Origin of the sequence: Amphritea sp., from assembly GCF_016744155.1 — a bacterium.
In the GTDB taxonomy this organism is placed as follows: Bacteria; Pseudomonadota; Gammaproteobacteria; order Pseudomonadales; family Balneatricaceae; genus Amphritea.
The window spans coordinates 1-18,388 of sequence record NZ_JADGEW010000012.1; the positions used below are offsets into that span (position 1 = coordinate 1).

Here is an 18,388-nt window from a genome sequence, read left to right on the forward strand (position 1 = left end):
ATATACAACTTATTAAGATGATTTTAAGCTGCTTGAATTATTTATATATTTTTCTTTAAAATCGTTTGCCAAGAAGGGATCTCGTATGTAGTATACGCCCCACGTTGATGCGGGGTGGAGCAGCCTGGTAGCTCGTCGGGCTCATAACCCGAAGGTCGTCAGTTCAAATCTGGCCCCCGCTACCAACGTATAAAATCAGACTAGCCGTAAGGTTGGTCTTTTTTTTGCGCAAAATAAAGTGGTTAAAAAAGCAGAAAGACGTCGGGCTCAGCTGTTTATAAACGCTCGGGAAGGTCGTCAGTTCAAATCTGGCCCCCGCTACCAACGTAATAATCAGAGGTGTGTCGAAAGATGCGCCTTTTTTTGTGCCTGAGATAAAGCAAAGTCCCTTGGTGAAATAGAGCGAGAAAGCGTCGGGCTCGGCTCTTTATAAGGGCAGGAAGGTCGTCAGTTCAAATCTGGCCCCCGCTACCAACGTAATAATCAGAGGTGTGCCGAAAGATGCGCCTTTTTTTGCGCAAAATAAAGTGGTTTAAAAAGCAGAAAGACGTCGGGCTCGGCTGTTCATAAACGCTCGGGAAGGTCGTCAGTTCAAATCTGGCTCCCGCTACCAACGTAATAATTAAAGGTGTGTCGTAATGACATGTCTTTTGTTTTGCCTGTAGTTTGAGGTCTGTTTGAAGATCGGGTGCCGGGCTCAGCTGTTAATATGGGTGGGAAGGCTCGCTATTTTCAGGTGTAAGAAAAATCCAATAGATCAATCGGTTATGAGTTTTTCATCTTGGTGTGGATAATCGACAAGATTATTTGTTGTAATAACTATTGCAAATTAGTTAATATGTTAACAAAATGAAGATATAAAATTGATCGCTGTCAGTGGGCCGCTACACTTATTTTGGCTTGCCGGGTAGGGATTAATCTATACTGATTTGTCAGCCTGATATGCTTAGCAGCAGTCTGCATATAATAGAAATAAGAGGAAACTGAAATGGGTAAACTGGCACTGGTTGCGAAAATTACGCACGTTCCAAGCATGTATCTATCTGAGCTTGACGGTCCGCAAAAAGGTTCACGCCAGTCAGCTATCGATGGGCATATTGAAATTGGAAAGCGTTGCAGGGAGCTGGGTGTCGATACCATTGTTGTCTTTGATACGCACTGGTTGGTGAATGCTAACTACCACATTAATTGCGCGCCCCACTTCAAAGGCAACTACACCAGTGGAGAGTTGCCACACTTCATCTCTAATATGGAGTTTGAATATGATGGTAATCCTGAGCTGGGTAAAATTCTTGCTGATGAGTGCACCCAGCAAGGCGTAGAAACGCTTGCCCATGATAAGACTTCGCTGGGGCCGGAATACGGCACTATTGTTCCTATGCGCTATATGAATGAAGACCGCCACTTCAAGGTTATCTCTGTTTCTGCTTTGTGTACGGTTCATTATCTGAATGATTCCGCTCGTCTGGGTTGGGCAATGCGTGAAGCCATTGAAAAACATTACGATGGTACGGTAGCGTTTTTGGCCAGCGGTTCTTTGTCTCATCGTTTTGCCCAGAATGGTCAGGCACCTGAGTTTGCTAACAAAGTTTGGAGCCCGTTCCTGGAGACGCTGGATCATGAAGTGGTTGAGATGTGGAAGCGTGGAGACTGGAATACTTTCTGTGAGATGTTGCCTGAATATGCGGCTAAAGGTCACGGTGAAGGCTTTATGCATGATACAGCGATGATGCTGGGTGCTCTGGGGTGGTCAGATTATGAAGGTAAGTCTGAAGTCCTGACACCATATTTCGGTAGCTCTGGTACGGGTCAGATTAACTGTGTCTTCCCGGTTACTGAGCAGGATGGGTCTGCCGTTCCAGGGCCACAGGCATCGAAAACTTCGAGCTTTGAACCAGGTTCAAGTCGCTTATAAATAGTTTAATTAGAGGCCTGTTGGGTTTCTCGTGAATGTAAAAAGGCTCGCTGTTGCGAGCCTTTTTTGTGGTTTTTTATAGAGAGTATTTAAAAGGTTTTTTAACGGGGTTTGGAGAAGAATCTCTCTAGAAGGGAGTCTATTCTTAAGTTGATAATCTATTCTGAATCAGCGGTTCCTGGCTGAAAGTAGAATGAATCCGCTAGTTTGTTTCTACTTTTGCATGTCGGCATAACAGTTTTCTGACATGCAGGTGTATTGATTCTATAGTTCTTGCCATTTTGCCACTCTGATGGTGCTGAAACTTAATTTAGTTAATTTTCCATCATCGGTATAAACAATGCTCTTTGGTTGAAAGGCATTGTGTTTAGGGGGGGCTTAAGTGTTTTTTAGCATCATGTTTACTGCGGTATCGACCATCTCATCTAAGTGGCTTTGCTCAGTATAGATTCCATCATTGAACAGCCGGCAGAGCCCGTGAAGCGTAGCCCAGCATACCTGTGCTGTTCGTAGTGTTGAGTCGCCAACGTGAAGAACCTTCTCATCGCATAGATGCTCTATCCATTTGAGCCAGCTTTTGAAGTGTTGACGAGATCTGTTATGAAGCGATTCAGTCGGTGTGCCGTTGCGCCAGATTTCGCGGCCAAACATTAGGTCATATTGTTCTCGGTGCTTATAGGCGAGTTCAATATAAGTATGCACATACTGAGTGAAAATCATCGCCAGAGATTCTGATTCTTCCTTGATTCGTACCTCATGAAGTAGCTTTTCGACCCGTTCAAACCCCTGTTCTGCTATTGCACAGAGTAGCGCATTTTTATCTTTGAAGTGGTGGTAGGGAGCGGTCCGGGATACGCCTACACGGTCAGCAAGTTTGCGCATTGAAAGGCTTTCGGTGCCTCCTTCTGCAATCATCTCTGTGGCCGTAAACAGCAGTGATTGGTAGAGATCGCCGTGATGGTAATTGCGGGATACTGATGCGGAGTCTGTCTGTTTCATTCGGGCAATTTAACAATCAATCTTGACAGTGTCAAAATATCGTTTTATCTTGACGCTGTCTAGTTTGCTTTTTTGTCAGTTTGATAAGAGAGTAAGCAGCTAAAATAACAGCATAAAAAGAGTGAGGAATCTGAAATGAGCGGTCCTTCAACCGGTTATCCCCATCTGCTTGCCCCCCTTGATCTGGGTTTTACTACGCTAAAAAATAGGGTGTTGATGGGTTCTATGCATCTAGGCCTGGAAGAAGCACCGAACGGTTTTGAACGCATGGCCGCTTTCTATGCTGAGCGGGTCAGAGGTGGGGTTGGCCTGATTGTGACCGGTGGTATTGCGCCGAATCAAGAAGGTGGGGTGTTTATTGGTGCCGCTCAGATGGCTACTGAGAAGGATGTCGAAAATCATCGGATAGTTACTGACAGGGTACATGCAGATGGCGGTAAGATCTGCATGCAGATTCTCCATACCGGGCGCTACGCCTATAATCCAAAACTCATTGCTCCCTCTGCGGTACAGGCGCCGATCAATCCCTTTCCACCCCATGAAGTAACAGTTGAAGAGATTGAACAGCAGATAGAGGATTTTGTGCAGTGCGCCGGTCTTGCCCAGCAGGCTGGTTATGATGGCGTTGAGGTGATGGGGTCAGAGGGCTACTTTATTAATCAGTTTATAGCCCTTCGTACTAATCAACGAGATGATGACTGGGGTGGCGACTATGATAATCGTATCCGTTTTGCTGTTGAGGTGGTGAAGCGAGTACGGCAGAGGGTCGGAACAGATTTCATTATCATTTTCAGACTGTCGATGCTTGATCTGATAGAAGATGGTAGTAGTTACGAAGAGGTAGTCACCTTAGGAAAAGCGATTGAGCAGGCAGGGGTTACCATCATCAATACCGGTATCGGTTGGCATGAAGCACGTATCCCGACCATCGCGACTAAAGTGCCCCGGGCAGCATTCACCTGGGCCACCGCTAAGGTACGTCAGGCGCTCACTGTTCCAGTGATTACGTCTAATCGGATCAATATGCCGGAGGTAGCTGAGGAGGTGCTGGCACGTGGGGATGCGGACATGGTGTCGATGGCCCGGCCGTTTTTAGCAGACCCCGAGTTTGTCCTCAAGTCAGCAGAGGGACGTAGCGACGAGATCAATACTTGTATCGGATGTAATCAGGCCTGTCTGGATCACATCTTTGCCGGTAAGCAGGCCAGCTGCCTGGTTAATCCCCGCGCCTGTCATGAAACTGAGTTGCAGATTATCACAACAGATAATCCAAAAAAACTGGCGGTTATCGGAGCAGGCCCTGCGGGTCTTGCCTTTGCTACCAGTGCGGCTCAGCGAGGTCATGAGGTGACTCTGTTCGATTCAGCTGCTGAGATTGGTGGGCAGTTTAATATAGCTAAGCAGATTCCGGGTAAGGAGGAATTTAGCGAAACCCTGCGCTATTTCAGTCGTCGAATAGAGCTGGATGGTGTGACGCTCAAGCTGGGGCAACGGGTAACAATGGATGAGTTACAGCAGAGTGATTTCGATGAGATCGTCATCGCCACCGGTATTACTCCACGAGTTCCCAATATTGAAGGTAGCAACCATCCTAAAGTTTTAAATTACCTGGATGTGATTAGGGGGGCTGCTGTAGGGGATTCGGTCGCTGTAATTGGTGCCGGAGGAATTGGTTTCGATATCAGCGAATATCTGACCCATCAGGGCGTATCAACCAGTCAGGATATTCCTGCGTTTATGCGCGAATGGGGTGTGGATATGAGTCTGCAAGCCCGGGGAGGCGTAAAGGGTGTTCAGCCCGCTCCAGAGCCTGCAGCTCGACAGGTTTATCTGTTGCAGCGTAAAGCCTCTAAGGTGGGTAATGGGTTGGGGAAAACCACTGGCTGGGCGCACCGGCTGGGTTTGAAAAAACGTCAGGTCGAGATGTTATCCGGTTGCGAATATCACCGAATTGATGAAGCAGGCTTACACCTGACAGTGAATGGTGAGGCTAGGCTGCTGGAGGTGGATAACGTTATTCTCTGTGCTGGACAGGAATCGTTGCGGGAGTTGACAGTGGGACTGGAAAAGCCGTTTCACCTGATTGGTGGAGCAGACCTGGCCACTGAGTTGGATGCCAAGCGAGCAATAGATCAGGGCACCCGACTGGCTGCAGAAATCTGAGTTATCTATTGTTGCTGGCCTGGATAACGGGGATCTTTTAGTAGATCAGGAGCAGCTTGGTCCTATCTTGCCGATCATTAAGTTCAGCGATGTTGAGCAGGGGATTGCGCTTGCAAATGATAACCCAAATGGTTTGGGTGGTTCGATCTGGTCAGCCAAGATCAAGACGGCGGCAGAACTGGCAAAGCGTTTCGAGTGCGGTACCTCCTGGGTGAACTCCCACGGTGATATACAGCCAGATGCGCCTTTTGGTGGCATAAAGCAATCGGGTATCGGTGTTGAATTTGGCCGTTATGGCTTGGAAGAATGTACTTCACTTCATACCCTGAAAATTACCAGGTAAGAGTATAGCCTGAAGGAAAGAAGCGACTATGTTGCTTCTTTCCACCGAGTATTAGACTAAGATTTTTCAGATTGAACAGCCACCGGGGCCATTTTTGGCGTGGTATTGCTGATGGTACTCTTCTGCGCGCCAGAACTGGGGGGCAGGGGTAATCTCGGTAATGATGGGGTTACCAAAAATACCACTTTTATCCAGTACAACTAAGCTTTGTTCCGCCATGATACGTTGGTGATCGTCGTGGTAGTAAATAGCGGATCTGTATTGATCACCAATATCGGGCCCTTGACGGTTCAGAGTGGTGGGGTCATGCATCTGCCAGAAGATATCTAACAAAGTATCGTAACTAACTTGTTGATCGTCAAACTCCAGCTGTACCACTTCTGCATGTCCAGTCGTTCTATTGCAGACATCCTGGTAAGTAGGGTCTGTTTTATGTCCGCCCATATAGCCGACAGCGGTTGATGTAACTCCGGCTGTGCTGGCAAAGCGAGACTCAACTCCCCAAAAGCATCCTGCGGCAAATGTTGCGGTTGGCATGCGACTGCTCCTGTTCATGTCTTAACATATCCCTATTAAGACAAAAGTTCCTAATAAATAGTTCTGTTAGCTTAATCTAAATTTTAGACGGAATATTACCTTTTTGGATACTTATAGTGTAAAAAAAACCGGTCTGGCTTCTTATAGCCAGACCGGTTTTGTTTTCTTAGTTGGGTCTTTAGTTAGCTAACGCATCCAGTTTCTGCTTTAGCAGCCCCTGTACCTGTCCCGGGTTTGCTTTACCCTGGGAGGCCTGCATTACCTTACCCATGAAGAAGCCGATCATCTTGCCGCGTTTTTCTGGTTCAGCGTTGACGTATTGATCTACCTGAGTTTGGTTTGCGGCGATAACATCATCTACCAGCGACTCGATAGCACCAGTATCCGTTACCTGCTTCAGGCCTTTGGCTTCAATAACTTCATCAGCGTTACCATCACCAGCCCACATCGCTTCAAATACTTGTTTGGCAATTTTACCAGTGATGGTGTTGTCTTTGATGCGCAGTAGCAATCCACCCAGCATCTCAGCGGTGACGGGAGATACGGTGATATCAGTATCGTTCTGATTCAGATGCTTTGACAGTTCTCCCATTACCCAGTTGGCTGCCAGTTTTGCATCGCCTGCGGTATTAGCCACGGTTTCAAAATAACCGCCCAGCTCTCGGTAGGCAGATAGTACCATTGCGTCGTAGTCGCTCAGTTTGAACTGCTCAAGGAAGCGAGCTTTACGGGCATCCGGTAGCTCCGGCAAGCAGCTGCGAATTTGCTCTACATATTCATCATCGATGACGATCGGCAGTAGGTCAGGGCAGGGGAAGTACCGGTAATCGTTGGCTTCTTCCTTGCTTCGCATAGAACGGGTTTCATCTTTGTTGGCGTCGTACAGGCGGGTTTCCTGAGTGATGGTGTGGCCATCTTCAATCAGATCGATCTGACGGACAATCTCGCCTTTAATCGCTTTTTCAATAAAGCGGAAGGAGTTGATGTTTTTAGACTCGGTACGGTTACCCAGCTTTTCTTCACCTTTGGGTCGTACGGAGACGTTACAGTCACAACGGAAGGAGCCTTCAGCCATGTTGCCGTCACAGATGCCTAGATTCGTTACGATAGCGTGAATCTTTTTAACGTAAGCGACGGCTTCCTCAGCGCTGCGCATATCCGGCTCGGATACGATTTCCAGCAGAGGTGTTCCGGCCCGGTTAAGGTCGATACCGGTCATGCTCGGGAATTCTTCATGGAGGGATTTGCCTGCATCCTCCTCAAGATGTGCCCGGGTAACGCCGATCCGCTTAGTGGTGCCATCCTCCAGCTCGATATCGATATGGCCAATGCCGACGATAGGATGGAATAACTGGCTGGTTTGATAGCCTTTTGGCAGATCCGGATAGAAGTAATTCTTACGGTCAAATACCGAGATGTGGCCAATTTCAGCGTCAATAGCGACACCGAACATGACTGCCATTCGCAGAGCCTCAGCATTAAATACCGGCAGGGTACCTGGCAGAGCCAGATCAACGGCGCATGCCTGTGTATTTGGTTCGGCACCAAAGGCGGTGCTGGCTCCGGAGAATATTTTGGACTTAGTCGCCAGTTGGGCGTGAATCTCAAGCCCGATGACTGCTTCCCATTCCATCTTGTAAACCTCTTCTTGCAGCCATTTGTACGTACTCGAACAAATGATACTGCGTTAAATTCTGTTACAACCCGCTCTACATATGAGAGCTGTGTCTGAGCGTTTAGCTTGCAGGTGTCTGCTTATGCCAGTCGGTTGCCTGTTGGAACTGGTGCGCTGCGTTTAGCAGACGCTCTTCAGCAAAGTAGTTTCCGATCAACTGCAGACCTACGGGAAGCCCGTTAGTAAAGCCACATGGGATCGACATCCCCGGCATACCAGCAAGGTTCAGGGAGATGGTGAAAATATCTTCCATATACATTGCAATCGGATCGGAGGATTTTTCTCCCAGTTTAAAGGCCGGGTGCGGCGTGGTTGGCCCCATAATGATATCAACTTCAGCAAGAGCGTTAACGTAATCCTGCTGAATCAGGCGACGAATCTGCAGTGCTTTCTTGTAGTAAGCATCGTAAAAACCTTCAGAAAGTGCGTAGGTACCCACCATAATGCGGCGTTTAACTTCTTCTCCAAAGCCTTCGCCACGGCTGCGTTTGTACATATCTTCCAGGTTAGCTGGATCTTCACAACGGTGACCATAGCGAACGCCGTCAAATCGGGAGAGGTTTGAGGAGGCTTCAGCCGGTGCAATGATGTAGTAAGCAGGAATCGCCAGATGAGTATTTGGCAGGCTGATCTCTTTGACTGTCGCCCCAAGTGCTTCGAACTCGCGAATGGCGCTCTGAACCTGTGCAGTGATCTGAGGATCAATCTCTCCGGAGAAAAACTCTTTAGGTAGGCCTATTTTTAGCCCTTTAAGGGAGTTGTTTAGCGTCAGAGTATAATCCGGCACCGCTTTATCGATACTGGTTGAGTCTTTGGGGTCGAAGCCCGCCATGACATTAAGCATCATTGCGTTATCTTCAGCGGTGCGGGCCATAGGGCCGCCCTGATCCAGTGATGAGGCGTAAGCGATCATGCCATAGCGAGAAACCCGGCCGTAGGTCGGTTTCAGTCCGGTGATACCGCAAAGTGCTGCTGGCTGTCGGATCGAACCACCGGTGTCAGTACCTGTAGCGGCAGGGGCGAGACGCCCGGCTACGGCCGCTGCTGACCCACCGGATGATCCACCGGGTACACAGTCGTTATTCCATGGGTTACGGGCAGGGCCATAGAAACTGGACTCGTTAGAAGAGCCCATAGCGAACTCATCCATATTGGTCTTGCCGAGGCTTACAGCGCCGGCAGTATTAAAGTTGTCTATGACAGTGGCGTTGTAGGGAGAGATAAAGTTATCCAGCATCCGGGAACCGCAGCTGGTGCGTACTCCCTGGGTGCAGAAGATATCTTTATGGGCGATAGGCAGGCCAGTAAAGGCGTGTGCATCTCCTGCGGCGCGGCGCTGATCGGCTGCTTCAGCCTGTGCCAGTGCCTGTGTCTCGGTAACAGTGATGAAACTGTTTAGTGCGCCATCTTCGGCCTTGATACGGTCAAGGTAGCTGCGGGTCAGCTCAACACTGCTGAATTCACCGCTTGCTAACCCCTGCGCCAGCTCGGCGAGTGTTTTCTCAAACATAATGTTAATCGTTCCTTAAAACAGGTGTTTGGTTCGGGGTTATTCGATTACTTTAGGAACCTGAAAGAGCCCGGCTTCAACGGCGGGAGCTACAGTCTGCAGCTGGTCGCGCTGATTGCCCTCCGTTACTTCGTCGATGCGTAAACGCTGAATAGCATCCATAGGATGGGCCATCGGTTTGATATCCGTTGTATCTACGGCTTGCATCTGGTCGACAAGATCAAGAATGTCGGTCAGGTTTTCAGCGTATTCCTGAATATCCTGTTCGGCGATGTCTAATCGCGCCAGATGAGCGATCTTTTCGACGTCAGTGCGGTCTAAAGACATGATTGAATTCTCATTGCTGTGGTATTTGGTCAGATAACTAAATAAAGGGGTACGTTAACACATTTGCAGCTTGCCCAAAATCCCCGCCGTTGCTACAGTGGGCCTGTTTTTTAGATCAAGTGAATGTGCGGGTGCACAATCTAAGGCGGACAACCAATGTTTAAGAAAATTCGTGGGCTTTTTTCCAGTGACCTCTCTATCGATTTAGGCACTGCAAATACCCTGATTTATGTTCGCGATAAGGACATTGTTCTGAACGAGCCCTCCGTAGTTGCCATCCGGCTAAGTCAAAATGGCGCACAGAAAACCGTTGCTGCTGTTGGCACTGATGCAAAACGGATGCTGGGTCGTACTCCAGGAAATATTACGGCTATTCGGCCGATGAAAGATGGCGTTATCGCAGATTTCCATGTGACTGAAAAGATGCTTCAGCACTTTATTAGTAAAGTACATGATAATAGTTGGCTAACACCAAGCCCGCGGGTTCTGGTATGCGTTCCCTGTCAGTCGACACAGGTTGAACGTCGCGCGATTAAAGAGTCAGCAATGGGCGCAGGAGCCCGTGAGGTTTATCTGATTGAAGAGCCGATGGCGGCAGCGATCGGCGCAGGACTGCCAGTTGATGAAGCAAACGGTTCGATGGTTGTGGATATTGGCGGTGGAACTACTGAAATCGCAATTATTTCACTTAACGGTATTGTTTACGCTGAATCAGTTCGCGTAGGTGGTGATCGTTTTGATGAAGGTATTGTTACCTATATCCGTCGTAACTACGGTAGCTTGATCGGTGATGCGACGGCTGAGCGGATTAAACAGGAAATAGGCACCGCATATCCTACCTCTGAAACTTTTGAGATTGATGTGCGTGGACGTAACCTTGCAGAAGGTATTCCCCGTAGTTTTACTCTCAATAGTAATGAGATCATGGAAGCACTACAGGAACCTCTGTCTGCGATTGTACAGTCGGTAAAAAGTGCGCTGGAACAGTGTCCACCTGAGCTGGCTTCTGATATTGCTGAGCGCGGTATTGTACTGACCGGTGGTGGTGCATTGCTGCGTAACCTGGATAAGCTGATTAGTGAAGAGACCGGCTTACCGGTAATCGTTGCTGAAGATCCGCTGACCTGTGTTGCCCGTGGCGGCGGTCGAGCTCTCGAATTGCTTGATAAGCACGCATTTGAGTTACTGACCTTTGAATAAGTCTGAATAAATTGAATGGTTGATCTTTCAAGAGTAAAGGAACAGCTTCGACTGGAGGTGTTCCATCGCTAGCATCTTCATTAGCGGGTCCCTACGGACCCGCTTTATCGTTTTGTTGGTTCTATCTATCATACTGATCGTGCTGGATCTTAATTGGTCCAAAATGAATCAGACTCGCTCCTACCTATCTTTGTTGATTACTCCTGTGCAATGGATTGTAGATGCTCCAGCGCAAGTAGCAGATGAGCTCAGTGATGTTTTGGTGACCCGTAGTCAGTTAACGGATGAAAATCGTCGTTTGCGACAGGAAGCATTGTTGCTGAAACAGCGCGTGCAGCAAATGGCCTCTCTCACTGCAGCGAATGTCCGTTTGCGAGAGTTGCTTGATGGTCGACAACGGCTTGATCAGGATGTCTTTTTAACGGAGTTGATCGGGGTAAACCCTGATCCGTTTCAGCATCAGATTGTTCTAAACCGAGGATCGGAAGACCATGCTTATGTAGGGCAGGCTGTTCTCGATTCCGGTGGCATTATGGGGCAGATTGTTGAAGTGAGCCATTATACCAGTCGAGCGATGCTGATTACCGATTCCCGTCATGCTATTCCTGTTGAAGTAAATCGAAACGGTTTTCGTTCAATCGCATTAGGTAATGGCTCTATAAATCAATTAGAGTTAGTACATGTGCCTGATACCGCCGATATTCGTGAAGGTGATCTGCTGGTTTCTTCTGGATTAGGGGGGCGCTTTCCCCAGGGGTATCCGGTAGCTCGAGTTTCCAGTGTTCAGCGAGATCCAGGACAGCCTTTTTCTATTGTTAAAGCTCAACCAGCAGCGATGTTGAATAAGAGCCGTCACATTTTGTTGGTAGATATCCCCCAGGTAACTGAATTACCGGCAGATCTTGAACAGGCAATCCCTGAGAAAGTCACGCCAGAACAGGTGGGCATCGAAACATCGGAGAGTAACGGTGAGCAGTAAGCGTGGAGGAGGGTCTATTATTCTGGCGACTTTCTTACTGGGGTATATGCTCAGCCAGATACCTCTGCCTCAATTTGCGGAATGGTTTAGGCCGGAATGGGTGGCTATGATTCTGATCTACTGGGTAATGGCATTGCCGGAGCGAGTTGGGCTGGGGACTGCGGCGTTGGTTGGGCTTGGGCTAGATCTGATTAAAGGCAGTCCGATGGGCTTAAACGTAATTTCTCTGCTGATTATTGCCTATCTGACCCTGTTGCTATACAAGCGCTTGCGGATGTTTCCATTGGTACAGCAGGCGATTATGGTGATGATGCTTGTAGGCATCAATCAATTGATTTTCAACTGGGTACACAACCTGATGGGCACCCGCAGTGATACCTTAATTTTCCTGCTACCCGCGTTGATAAGTGCAATCCTATGGCCCTGGTTGTTTGTCATCCTTAGAGGGTTGCGCAGAACATTCAGGGTTGCCTAATTTTGAGTGGGTGGTCTGCCAATGATCGATTCTAATAATTCCAGTTTTGAACTACCTGAAGTTGAACAAAAGCAGCCTGTATTAATTCTCGCTTCTGCGTCTCCCCGTCGTCTGGAGCTTCTGCAGCAGATTGGTGTGCCTTGCATCGTAAATCCGGTGGATATTCCTGAAGTCCCTGGGTCTAATGAAGTTCCCAGTCAGTTTGTTGAGCGGTTAGCGCGGGAGAAAGCTCAAGCTGGGTTTCAGAAAGCGGGCGCTGACTCAGTGGTAATGGGGGCTGATACTGTAGTGGTTTCTAATGGCCGGATCATGGGTAAGCCTACCGGTAAAGACGATGCAATAGGTATGTTAACGCAGCTATCCGGTAATAAGCATCAGGTGATGACGGCTGTTGCAGTAGTGGATAGGGAACGAATCCTCAGTCAGGTAGTCACTACAGAAGTTAGTTTTCGTAACTTGAGTCGGTTGCAGTGCGAACAGTACTGGGATAGCGGAGAGCCAAAAGATAAGGCCGGTGCTTATGGAATTCAGGGACTTGGAGCAGTGTTTGTTGTTAATATAAAAGGTAGTTACTCTGCGGTTGTCGGTTTGCCGTTGGCAGAAACTGCAGTGCTTCTTGAATCTTTTGGCATCGGTGTATGGCGGGATTTGAGTTTATAATTCGCGTGACTGTAGTTTTTTAAGTTTTGTACAGATTTGGCTTTTGACCCGGTCAGCTATTCCAGCAGACTGCGGCGTATACAGATTACTGACGGGGCCCACAATCAGGTCACCTGGGAATGGAATATGAGTGAAGAGATTCTTATTAACTTTACCCCGATTGAGACACGGGTAGCGGTTATTGAAAATGGTATGCCGCAGGAAATCTATGTCGAGCGGGCTGAGCGGCGAGGGATTGTTGGTAATATTTATAAAGGAAAGGTGGTCAGGGTTCTTCCGGGGATGCAAGCTGCATTCGTTGATATAGGGCTTGAGCGAGCTGCATTTATTCATGTCGATGAACTGCAGCATCCTGAAGGAGATGAAAGTTCCGGTAATGGAAAGAGTAGCCTGACAATCAACCGTTTGTTGCGTGAAGGCCAGTCTTTGGTTGTTCAGGTCACTAAAGATCCGCTGGGGACTAAGGGCGCGCGTCTTACGACTAATATTTCTATTCCATCCCGTTATCTGGTGTATATGCCAGGTAATGAGCATATTGGTATATCTCAGAGAATCGAAGATAACGATGAACGTGATCGCCTGCGGGCTATGGTTGAGGAAGTAGTTGCCAGCCTGGAAGATCTGAATACCAAAGTGGGTGGCTTTATACTCCGAACTGTCTCTGAAGGGGTGTGTGAAGCTGAGCTGAAGCAGGATATTTTGTTTCTTTGTCGGTTGTGGGATTCAATCAATCGAAAAATTGGTGAGTTCGGTGCTCCCTCCTGTATCTATGAAGACTTGCCTCTGAACATGCGAGCGTTGAGGGATATGGCCCACGCAGGGGTTGAACGTATCCGGGTCGATTCTAAAGAGACCTATCAGCGCTCACAACAGTTTGCTGAAGCGTTAGTGCCAGAGATTAGTAATATTCTGGAATATTATCCTGGTGAACGACCGATATTTGACCTCTATAACATTGAGGAAGAGATTCAAAAAGCGCTGGGTCGTAAAGTTGAATTGAAGTCTGGTGGTTATTTAATATTCGATCAGACCGAAGCGATGACCACGGTGGATATCAATACAGGTGGTTATGTTGGTCACCGAAATCTTGAAGAAACTATCTTTAAAACCAACCTCGAAGCGGCAACGGCGATCGGTCGGCAACTGAGGCTGCGCAACCTGGGCGGTATTATTATTATTGATTTCATCGATATGCTCGATGAAGATCATCAGCGGCAGGTGTTGCGTACACTTGAACGAGTGTTAGAAAAGGACCATGTGAAATGCAAGGTGACGGGTGTTTCTGAGTTAGGTTTAGTTGAAATGACTCGTAAGCGTACCCGTGAAAGCCTGGAACATATTCTATGTGAACCTTGCAGTCACTGTCAGGGACGCGGTTCAGTTAAAACTCCTGAAACCGTATGCTACGAGATCTTTCGGGAAATTCTGCGGCAACACCGGGCTTATGATACGGATTCCTATTTGGTACTTGCTTCTGATCAGGTTGTGGCGATGTTACTTGATGAAGTCTCTGATCATGTTGCAGAGTTGGAAGCCTTTATCGCTAAGACGGTTCGTTTCCAAGTGGAGCCGATGTATGGCCCTGAGCAATATGACGTGGTGCTGAAGTAATTGTGTCCTCCATTGGAACGCTTTTAAGAGTACTGAACCGCTGGATTGGCTGGTTTCTGGTCTTTGCTATTCTATTGGTAGCGTTGCTAACGGTGGTTGTGCGACAGTTTTTGCCTGCTGTCTGGGATTACCGTGAAGATATTGAGCAGTACCTCAGTGGTCGCTTGCGAACTGAAGTTAGTATTGGTGATATTAACGCTAGCTGGGAAGGGCGTTTTCCAACGCTGTTGATTCAGGATGTGGTTATAGCTGACCACCGGTCGCAGAATATCGGTCGGGTTGAAGTGGGTCAGTTGGTACTGGGGCTGAATCCTGTATCGAGTCTTTTGAAGTGGCAGCCAATACTGAGTAAAGTTGAGCTCTGGTCTCTCCATACTGAAGCGAAGCTAGTCAGCTGGCCTAAGCCGCAAGGGCAAGATTCAACAGCAGCTTCTGAAAAAAAGCCACAGACATCAACAGCTGATCCGCTGGGTGCTTTGTGGTTACAGCCACATATCTTTTTCTACGATACGCAGATTGATCTGACACTGCCTTCTGGAAAGCAGCTGCTGTTACAGAGCGACAGTATCAATCTTGAGAACAGTCAGCGGCAGCATCATTTTTCTGGTGAGCTGTTGATCACTCATGAGCAGCGCAAAGTTGCTGCGATAATGAAAATTGAGTCTGACAGTTATCAGTTCGATCCTAAAACAACTAACTTTGATTTTTACCTTAAGCTGGCTGGCGTTGATACATCGTTGCTTGATGCCGCGCGGGAGCTATTCCCTGTGCCGACAGGGCTTGAACAGCTAGAGCTGGGTGCTGAGGTTTGGGGGAATTGGTCAAAGGGGCGTTTGACGCGCATGTTTGGCAGCCTGGATACGGATAATCTGAAACTGGTCACCGGAAATGATCTTTTGCCTTCCCTTGAGGTACAGGACCTGTCTACTGAATTTATCCTGTTGCAGCCGGCGCGAAGAGAGTTTCAGTTACAGGTCAATGAGTTTTCTGCGCTAATAAACCAACAGCCGTTATCGGTACCGCAGTTAGTGGTAAATCGAAACCAAGGGCAGATTGCTTCTATCGCATTGACTGAGTTTGATCTTAAATCGATAACCGAATTTATAGGGCCTCAAGGTTGGGTGCCCGAAGCGTTAAAAAATGTGATAAATCAGGTGGCCCCAGTAGGGAAAGTGCGGAATTTTGCGCTGGAATGGCCGGATGTTTCGGGTGATGCAATAGCAGAGAAGCTAGCGAAAGAGCCGCAAGACTGGACTAACCTCAATTTTAAGGCTGATCTTCAGCAAGTAGGTTTTGCTGCTGTTTATGGTGCTCCTGCAATGGCGGGTATCGATGGTTTGCTACAGCTAGAGTACGGGGCGTCGGGCCTGCAGGGGCGTATTGATCTTCAGAGCGATAACCTGGGTCTGCACTTCCCCGAAGTGTTTGATAACGGTTGGGAGTTTACTTCCGCAAGAGGGGTCACTCACTTCAGTTTGGCAGAGAATATTCTGCATCTTAGCAGTGAGCATGCTGAAGTAAAAAAACAGGGCATAAACGCCAATGGGCGTTGGAGTCTCTATCTGCCACTGGAACCCGAGATTCAGAGTGAGCTGACTTTGTTGATTGGCGTAAAAGGATCTGATGGAAGTCTGGCACCGGAGCTTATTCCTGATCATCAGATCGATCCGGGTATTAAATCCTGGGTAGCGCAAGCGATTAAGCATGGGCACATTAATCAGGGCGGCTTTATGCTTCATACCGGTACTCGGGGGATTCCTTCTCTTGAGCCGCCTACAGTGCAACTGTTCATGGATGTAGCGGATGCTACTGTTGACTATCAGTCTGGCTGGCCTGCAGTGAGCGGTGTTGATGCCTCGTTGTTGTTGCGTGATCAGGGATTTTCGATAAATGTGAGCGACGGACGAATCTATAATAGTGAGATCGGGCATGGCTGGGTCTATCTGCCACCGGGTTCGCACAACCTAAGTTTACTTGCTGATTTATCAGGAGACAGTGCAGATATCGGTAGGACTTTGGTAGAGAGTCCGCTGATAGGCAACAGCAAAGAGTTGGCAGGCTGGCAGCTCACCGGGCTGTCTGACACTAAGCTGAAATTACTGATTCCATTGAATGGCGGGGAGCCTGGTATTGATGTCAGTAGCCGCTTTTCAGATCTGAAACTAAAGTCAGAAAAGCGTAAGCTGAGTTTTGATAAACTGTCGGGCCTGATTGGTTATCGTAATGACAGGGGCTTATATTCTGAGCCACTTACCGGAATGTTTTTTGGTCATCCCTTGAGTGCTGAAATTAAAACCAACGGCAGCGGCAAGGCTGAAATTATTCGTACCCGGCTTAAATCTGGAATTAAAATCAAACAATTGCGCGAGTGGAGTGGCTTAGATCTGTTAGCGCTGGCGGAAGGGGACCAGACTTTTGACGCTGAACTGGATATTTGTATCCGTTCTGATTGTTCCGGGTTAACGGTTCGCTCCGATCTTAAGAAAACCTATCTGAATCTGATTGCTCCCTTTAGCAAAGCGGCAGGTGAAGTGGTGCCTCTGTTGTTGCGTACTGACTTTGAATCACCGCAGACATTTAATCTTAAGCTTGGAAAGCAGCTAAGCGCTTGGTTGCAACTGGAGAACAATCAACTCAGTAAAGGGCATCTCGTCTTAGGCGGTGCAGATGCCAGACCGACTAATTTTTCCGGGCTGGTGGTGGATGGAAAGTTGCAGCAGCTGGATTACGATCAACTGCGGAATATGTTGCAGGGGATGCAAATTATCGGGGGAGAGGCTGATAGAGCCAATACTCCAGAGATTGTTCCAGTACAGCTGAATGTTGATATAGCGAAGCTGAGTTATTCAGAGCTTCAGATGAGCCAGGTCAAGGTCCGACTTGAACGAGAAGGTAGTGGTTGGGCTGTAGGGCTAACTGGTGAGGAAATTAAAGTACTGGTTAGTATTCCTGACGACGATGCCATCGCGTCTAATCTATTGTTTGATCATTTGAATCTCGATGCTATGTTGCCATCCGATAGCATTGTAAAATCGCTTCCGTTGCCGTTAGAGACGGGCGCTCCGCCGATGATTGATGAAGCGACCGAAGGGGTTGTGGAAGTGGCTCGGCGTGTTGATTCTCCGCAACCGGGTTCAATTCCTGATCTGGATATTGATGTTAGAGATCTCACCATTAAAGGGAAAAACTGGGGTCAGTGGAATTTCAATGTTCGTACCCGTGAGGGGCAGACCCATATCGAGAATGTTGTCGGTCAACTACCTGAGTTTAATGCCAAAGGAAATATTATTTGGCGCCCCGGCGTGCCAAGTCTTAGTGAACTGAATTTGGTTATTGCAGCGAAAAATTTAGGTAAGAGCCTGGAAAGTGCTGGCTATGAAAAGGTATTGGAAACGAAAAAGTTCGGGGCTAATTTGCAACTTAACTGGCCTGGAGCGCCCTGGGAATATGAGTTGGCTAATGTCGATGGAGCTGCGAAGTTTAATGCCCGCGAGGGTCGGCTGATAGAATCCGGAGGGGCTGCTGGTTTTTTACGGGTGTTCGGTATTTTGAATATGAATGCATTGGGGCGACGGCTTAAGCTGGATTTTGCAGATCTGTTTGCTAAAGGTGTCAGCTTTGATCGGATGGAGGGCGATTATCTCATTAAAAAGGGTGTCGCTACCTCTACGGCTAAGTCGCCCTTTGTTATGCGTGGACCGTCGCTGGATATGGCGATGAGCGGTGATATTGATCTGGTTAAAGAGACGGTGGATCAGCAGATGGCAGTTACCCTGCCCGTGACGGATAACCTTCCCTTTGCGGCGGTATTGCTTGGCTCGCCGCAGATTGCTGGCTTAGCCTTTCTTCTGGATAAGCTGGTGGGTGACAAAGTTAAGAAGAAGTTTGCGACTGTGACTTATACTATGCAAGGTGACTGGAGCGACCCTAAGGTTGAGTTGCTCCAGCAGAACACGAAAGTAAATCCTGAAACGAAATCTAATTAAGTTACAGT

14 protein-coding genes and 1 tRNA gene are annotated in these 18,388 nt (G+C 48.0%); 10 read left to right on the top strand and 5 right to left on the bottom strand.

The features are described from left to right. Positions 1-108 precede the first annotated feature (108 nt). Both QZZ54_RS10650 and hpaD read left to right on the top strand, forming a co-directional pair. Positions 109-185: transfer RNA gene (locus tag QZZ54_RS10650), tRNA-Met, on the top strand. 803 nt (positions 186-988) lie between these two features. Continuing rightward, positions 989-1,915: a 3,4-dihydroxyphenylacetate 2,3-dioxygenase gene (gene hpaD, locus QZZ54_RS10655; protein ID WP_290702561.1), complete on the top strand. Its 927-nt coding sequence runs from the start codon at positions 989-991 to the stop codon at positions 1,913-1,915. A gap of 378 nt (positions 1,916-2,293) precedes the next feature. Here the strand turns inward: hpaD and QZZ54_RS10660 are convergent, their stop codons facing one another. Further along, a complete protein-coding gene (locus QZZ54_RS10660) occupies positions 2,294-2,914 on the bottom strand; it encodes a TetR/AcrR family transcriptional regulator (protein WP_290702563.1) in 621 nt (206 codons plus the stop codon). A gap of 135 nt (positions 2,915-3,049) precedes the next feature. Here QZZ54_RS10660 and QZZ54_RS10665 point away from each other — a divergent pair, with 135 nt between their 5' ends. Next, entirely contained in the window at positions 3,050-5,077 is a 2,028-nt protein-coding gene (locus tag QZZ54_RS10665) for an NADPH-dependent 2,4-dienoyl-CoA reductase (protein ID WP_290702565.1), read from the top strand. A gap of 19 nt (positions 5,078-5,096) precedes the next feature. Continuing rightward, the gene (locus QZZ54_RS10670; protein ID WP_290702776.1) at positions 5,097-5,420 is read left to right on the top strand and encodes an aldehyde dehydrogenase family protein; all 324 of its coding nucleotides are present in this window, start codon (positions 5,097-5,099) and stop codon (positions 5,418-5,420) included. Between the two features lie 66 nt (positions 5,421-5,486). On the opposite strand, the gene msrA is transcribed toward QZZ54_RS10670, so the two are convergent. The 4 genes from msrA to gatC form a co-directional block, all read right to left on the bottom strand. Then, positions 5,487-5,957 carry a peptide-methionine (S)-S-oxide reductase MsrA gene (msrA, locus tag QZZ54_RS10675; protein WP_290702567.1) on the bottom strand — a complete coding sequence of 157 codons (471 nt, stop codon included), beginning with the start codon at positions 5,955-5,957 and terminating at the stop codon, positions 5,487-5,489. Positions 5,958-6,135: 178 nt separating this feature from the next. Continuing rightward, the gene (gene gatB / locus QZZ54_RS10680) at positions 6,136-7,590 is read right to left on the bottom strand and encodes an Asp-tRNA(Asn)/Glu-tRNA(Gln) amidotransferase subunit GatB (protein ID WP_290702569.1); all 1,455 of its coding nucleotides are present in this window, start codon (positions 7,588-7,590) and stop codon (positions 6,136-6,138) included. A 103-nt stretch (positions 7,591-7,693) separates the two neighbouring features. Beyond that, complete coding sequence (gatA, locus tag QZZ54_RS10685; RefSeq protein ID WP_290702571.1) at positions 7,694-9,142, bottom strand: Asp-tRNA(Asn)/Glu-tRNA(Gln) amidotransferase subunit GatA; 1,449 nt, start codon at positions 9,140-9,142, stop codon at positions 7,694-7,696. Positions 9,143-9,181: 39 nt separating this feature from the next. Continuing rightward, entirely contained in the window at positions 9,182-9,469 is a 288-nt protein-coding gene (gene gatC / locus QZZ54_RS10690; protein ID WP_290702573.1) for an Asp-tRNA(Asn)/Glu-tRNA(Gln) amidotransferase subunit GatC, read from the bottom strand. Between the two features lie 156 nt (positions 9,470-9,625). On the opposite strand from gatC, the gene QZZ54_RS10695 reads away from it, so the two are divergent. From QZZ54_RS10695 to QZZ54_RS10720, 6 genes are all read left to right on the top strand, one after another. Then, positions 9,626-10,669 carry a rod shape-determining protein gene (locus QZZ54_RS10695; protein ID WP_290702575.1) on the top strand — a complete coding sequence of 348 codons (1,044 nt, stop codon included), beginning with the start codon at positions 9,626-9,628 and terminating at the stop codon, positions 10,667-10,669. Positions 10,670-10,748: 79 nt separating this feature from the next. Beyond that, a complete protein-coding gene (gene mreC, locus QZZ54_RS10700) occupies positions 10,749-11,648 on the top strand; it encodes a rod shape-determining protein MreC (RefSeq protein ID WP_290702777.1) in 900 nt (299 codons plus the stop codon). Beyond that, a complete protein-coding gene (gene mreD / locus QZZ54_RS10705) occupies positions 11,638-12,123 on the top strand; it encodes a rod shape-determining protein MreD (RefSeq protein WP_290702577.1) in 486 nt (161 codons plus the stop codon). The genes mreC and mreD overlap by 11 nt, the downstream gene beginning before the upstream one ends. A gap of 21 nt (positions 12,124-12,144) precedes the next feature. Next, positions 12,145-12,783, top strand: coding sequence for a Maf family protein (locus QZZ54_RS10710; RefSeq protein ID WP_290702579.1), 639 nt, complete (start codon positions 12,145-12,147; stop codon positions 12,781-12,783). 126 nt (positions 12,784-12,909) lie between these two features. Then, positions 12,910-14,394, top strand: coding sequence for a ribonuclease G (rng, locus tag QZZ54_RS10715; protein WP_290702581.1), 1,485 nt, complete (start codon positions 12,910-12,912; stop codon positions 14,392-14,394). 2 nt (positions 14,395-14,396) lie between these two features. Next, complete coding sequence (locus QZZ54_RS10720; protein ID WP_290702583.1) at positions 14,397-18,380, top strand: YhdP family protein; 3,984 nt, start codon at positions 14,397-14,399, stop codon at positions 18,378-18,380. Positions 18,381-18,388 lie beyond the last annotated feature (8 nt).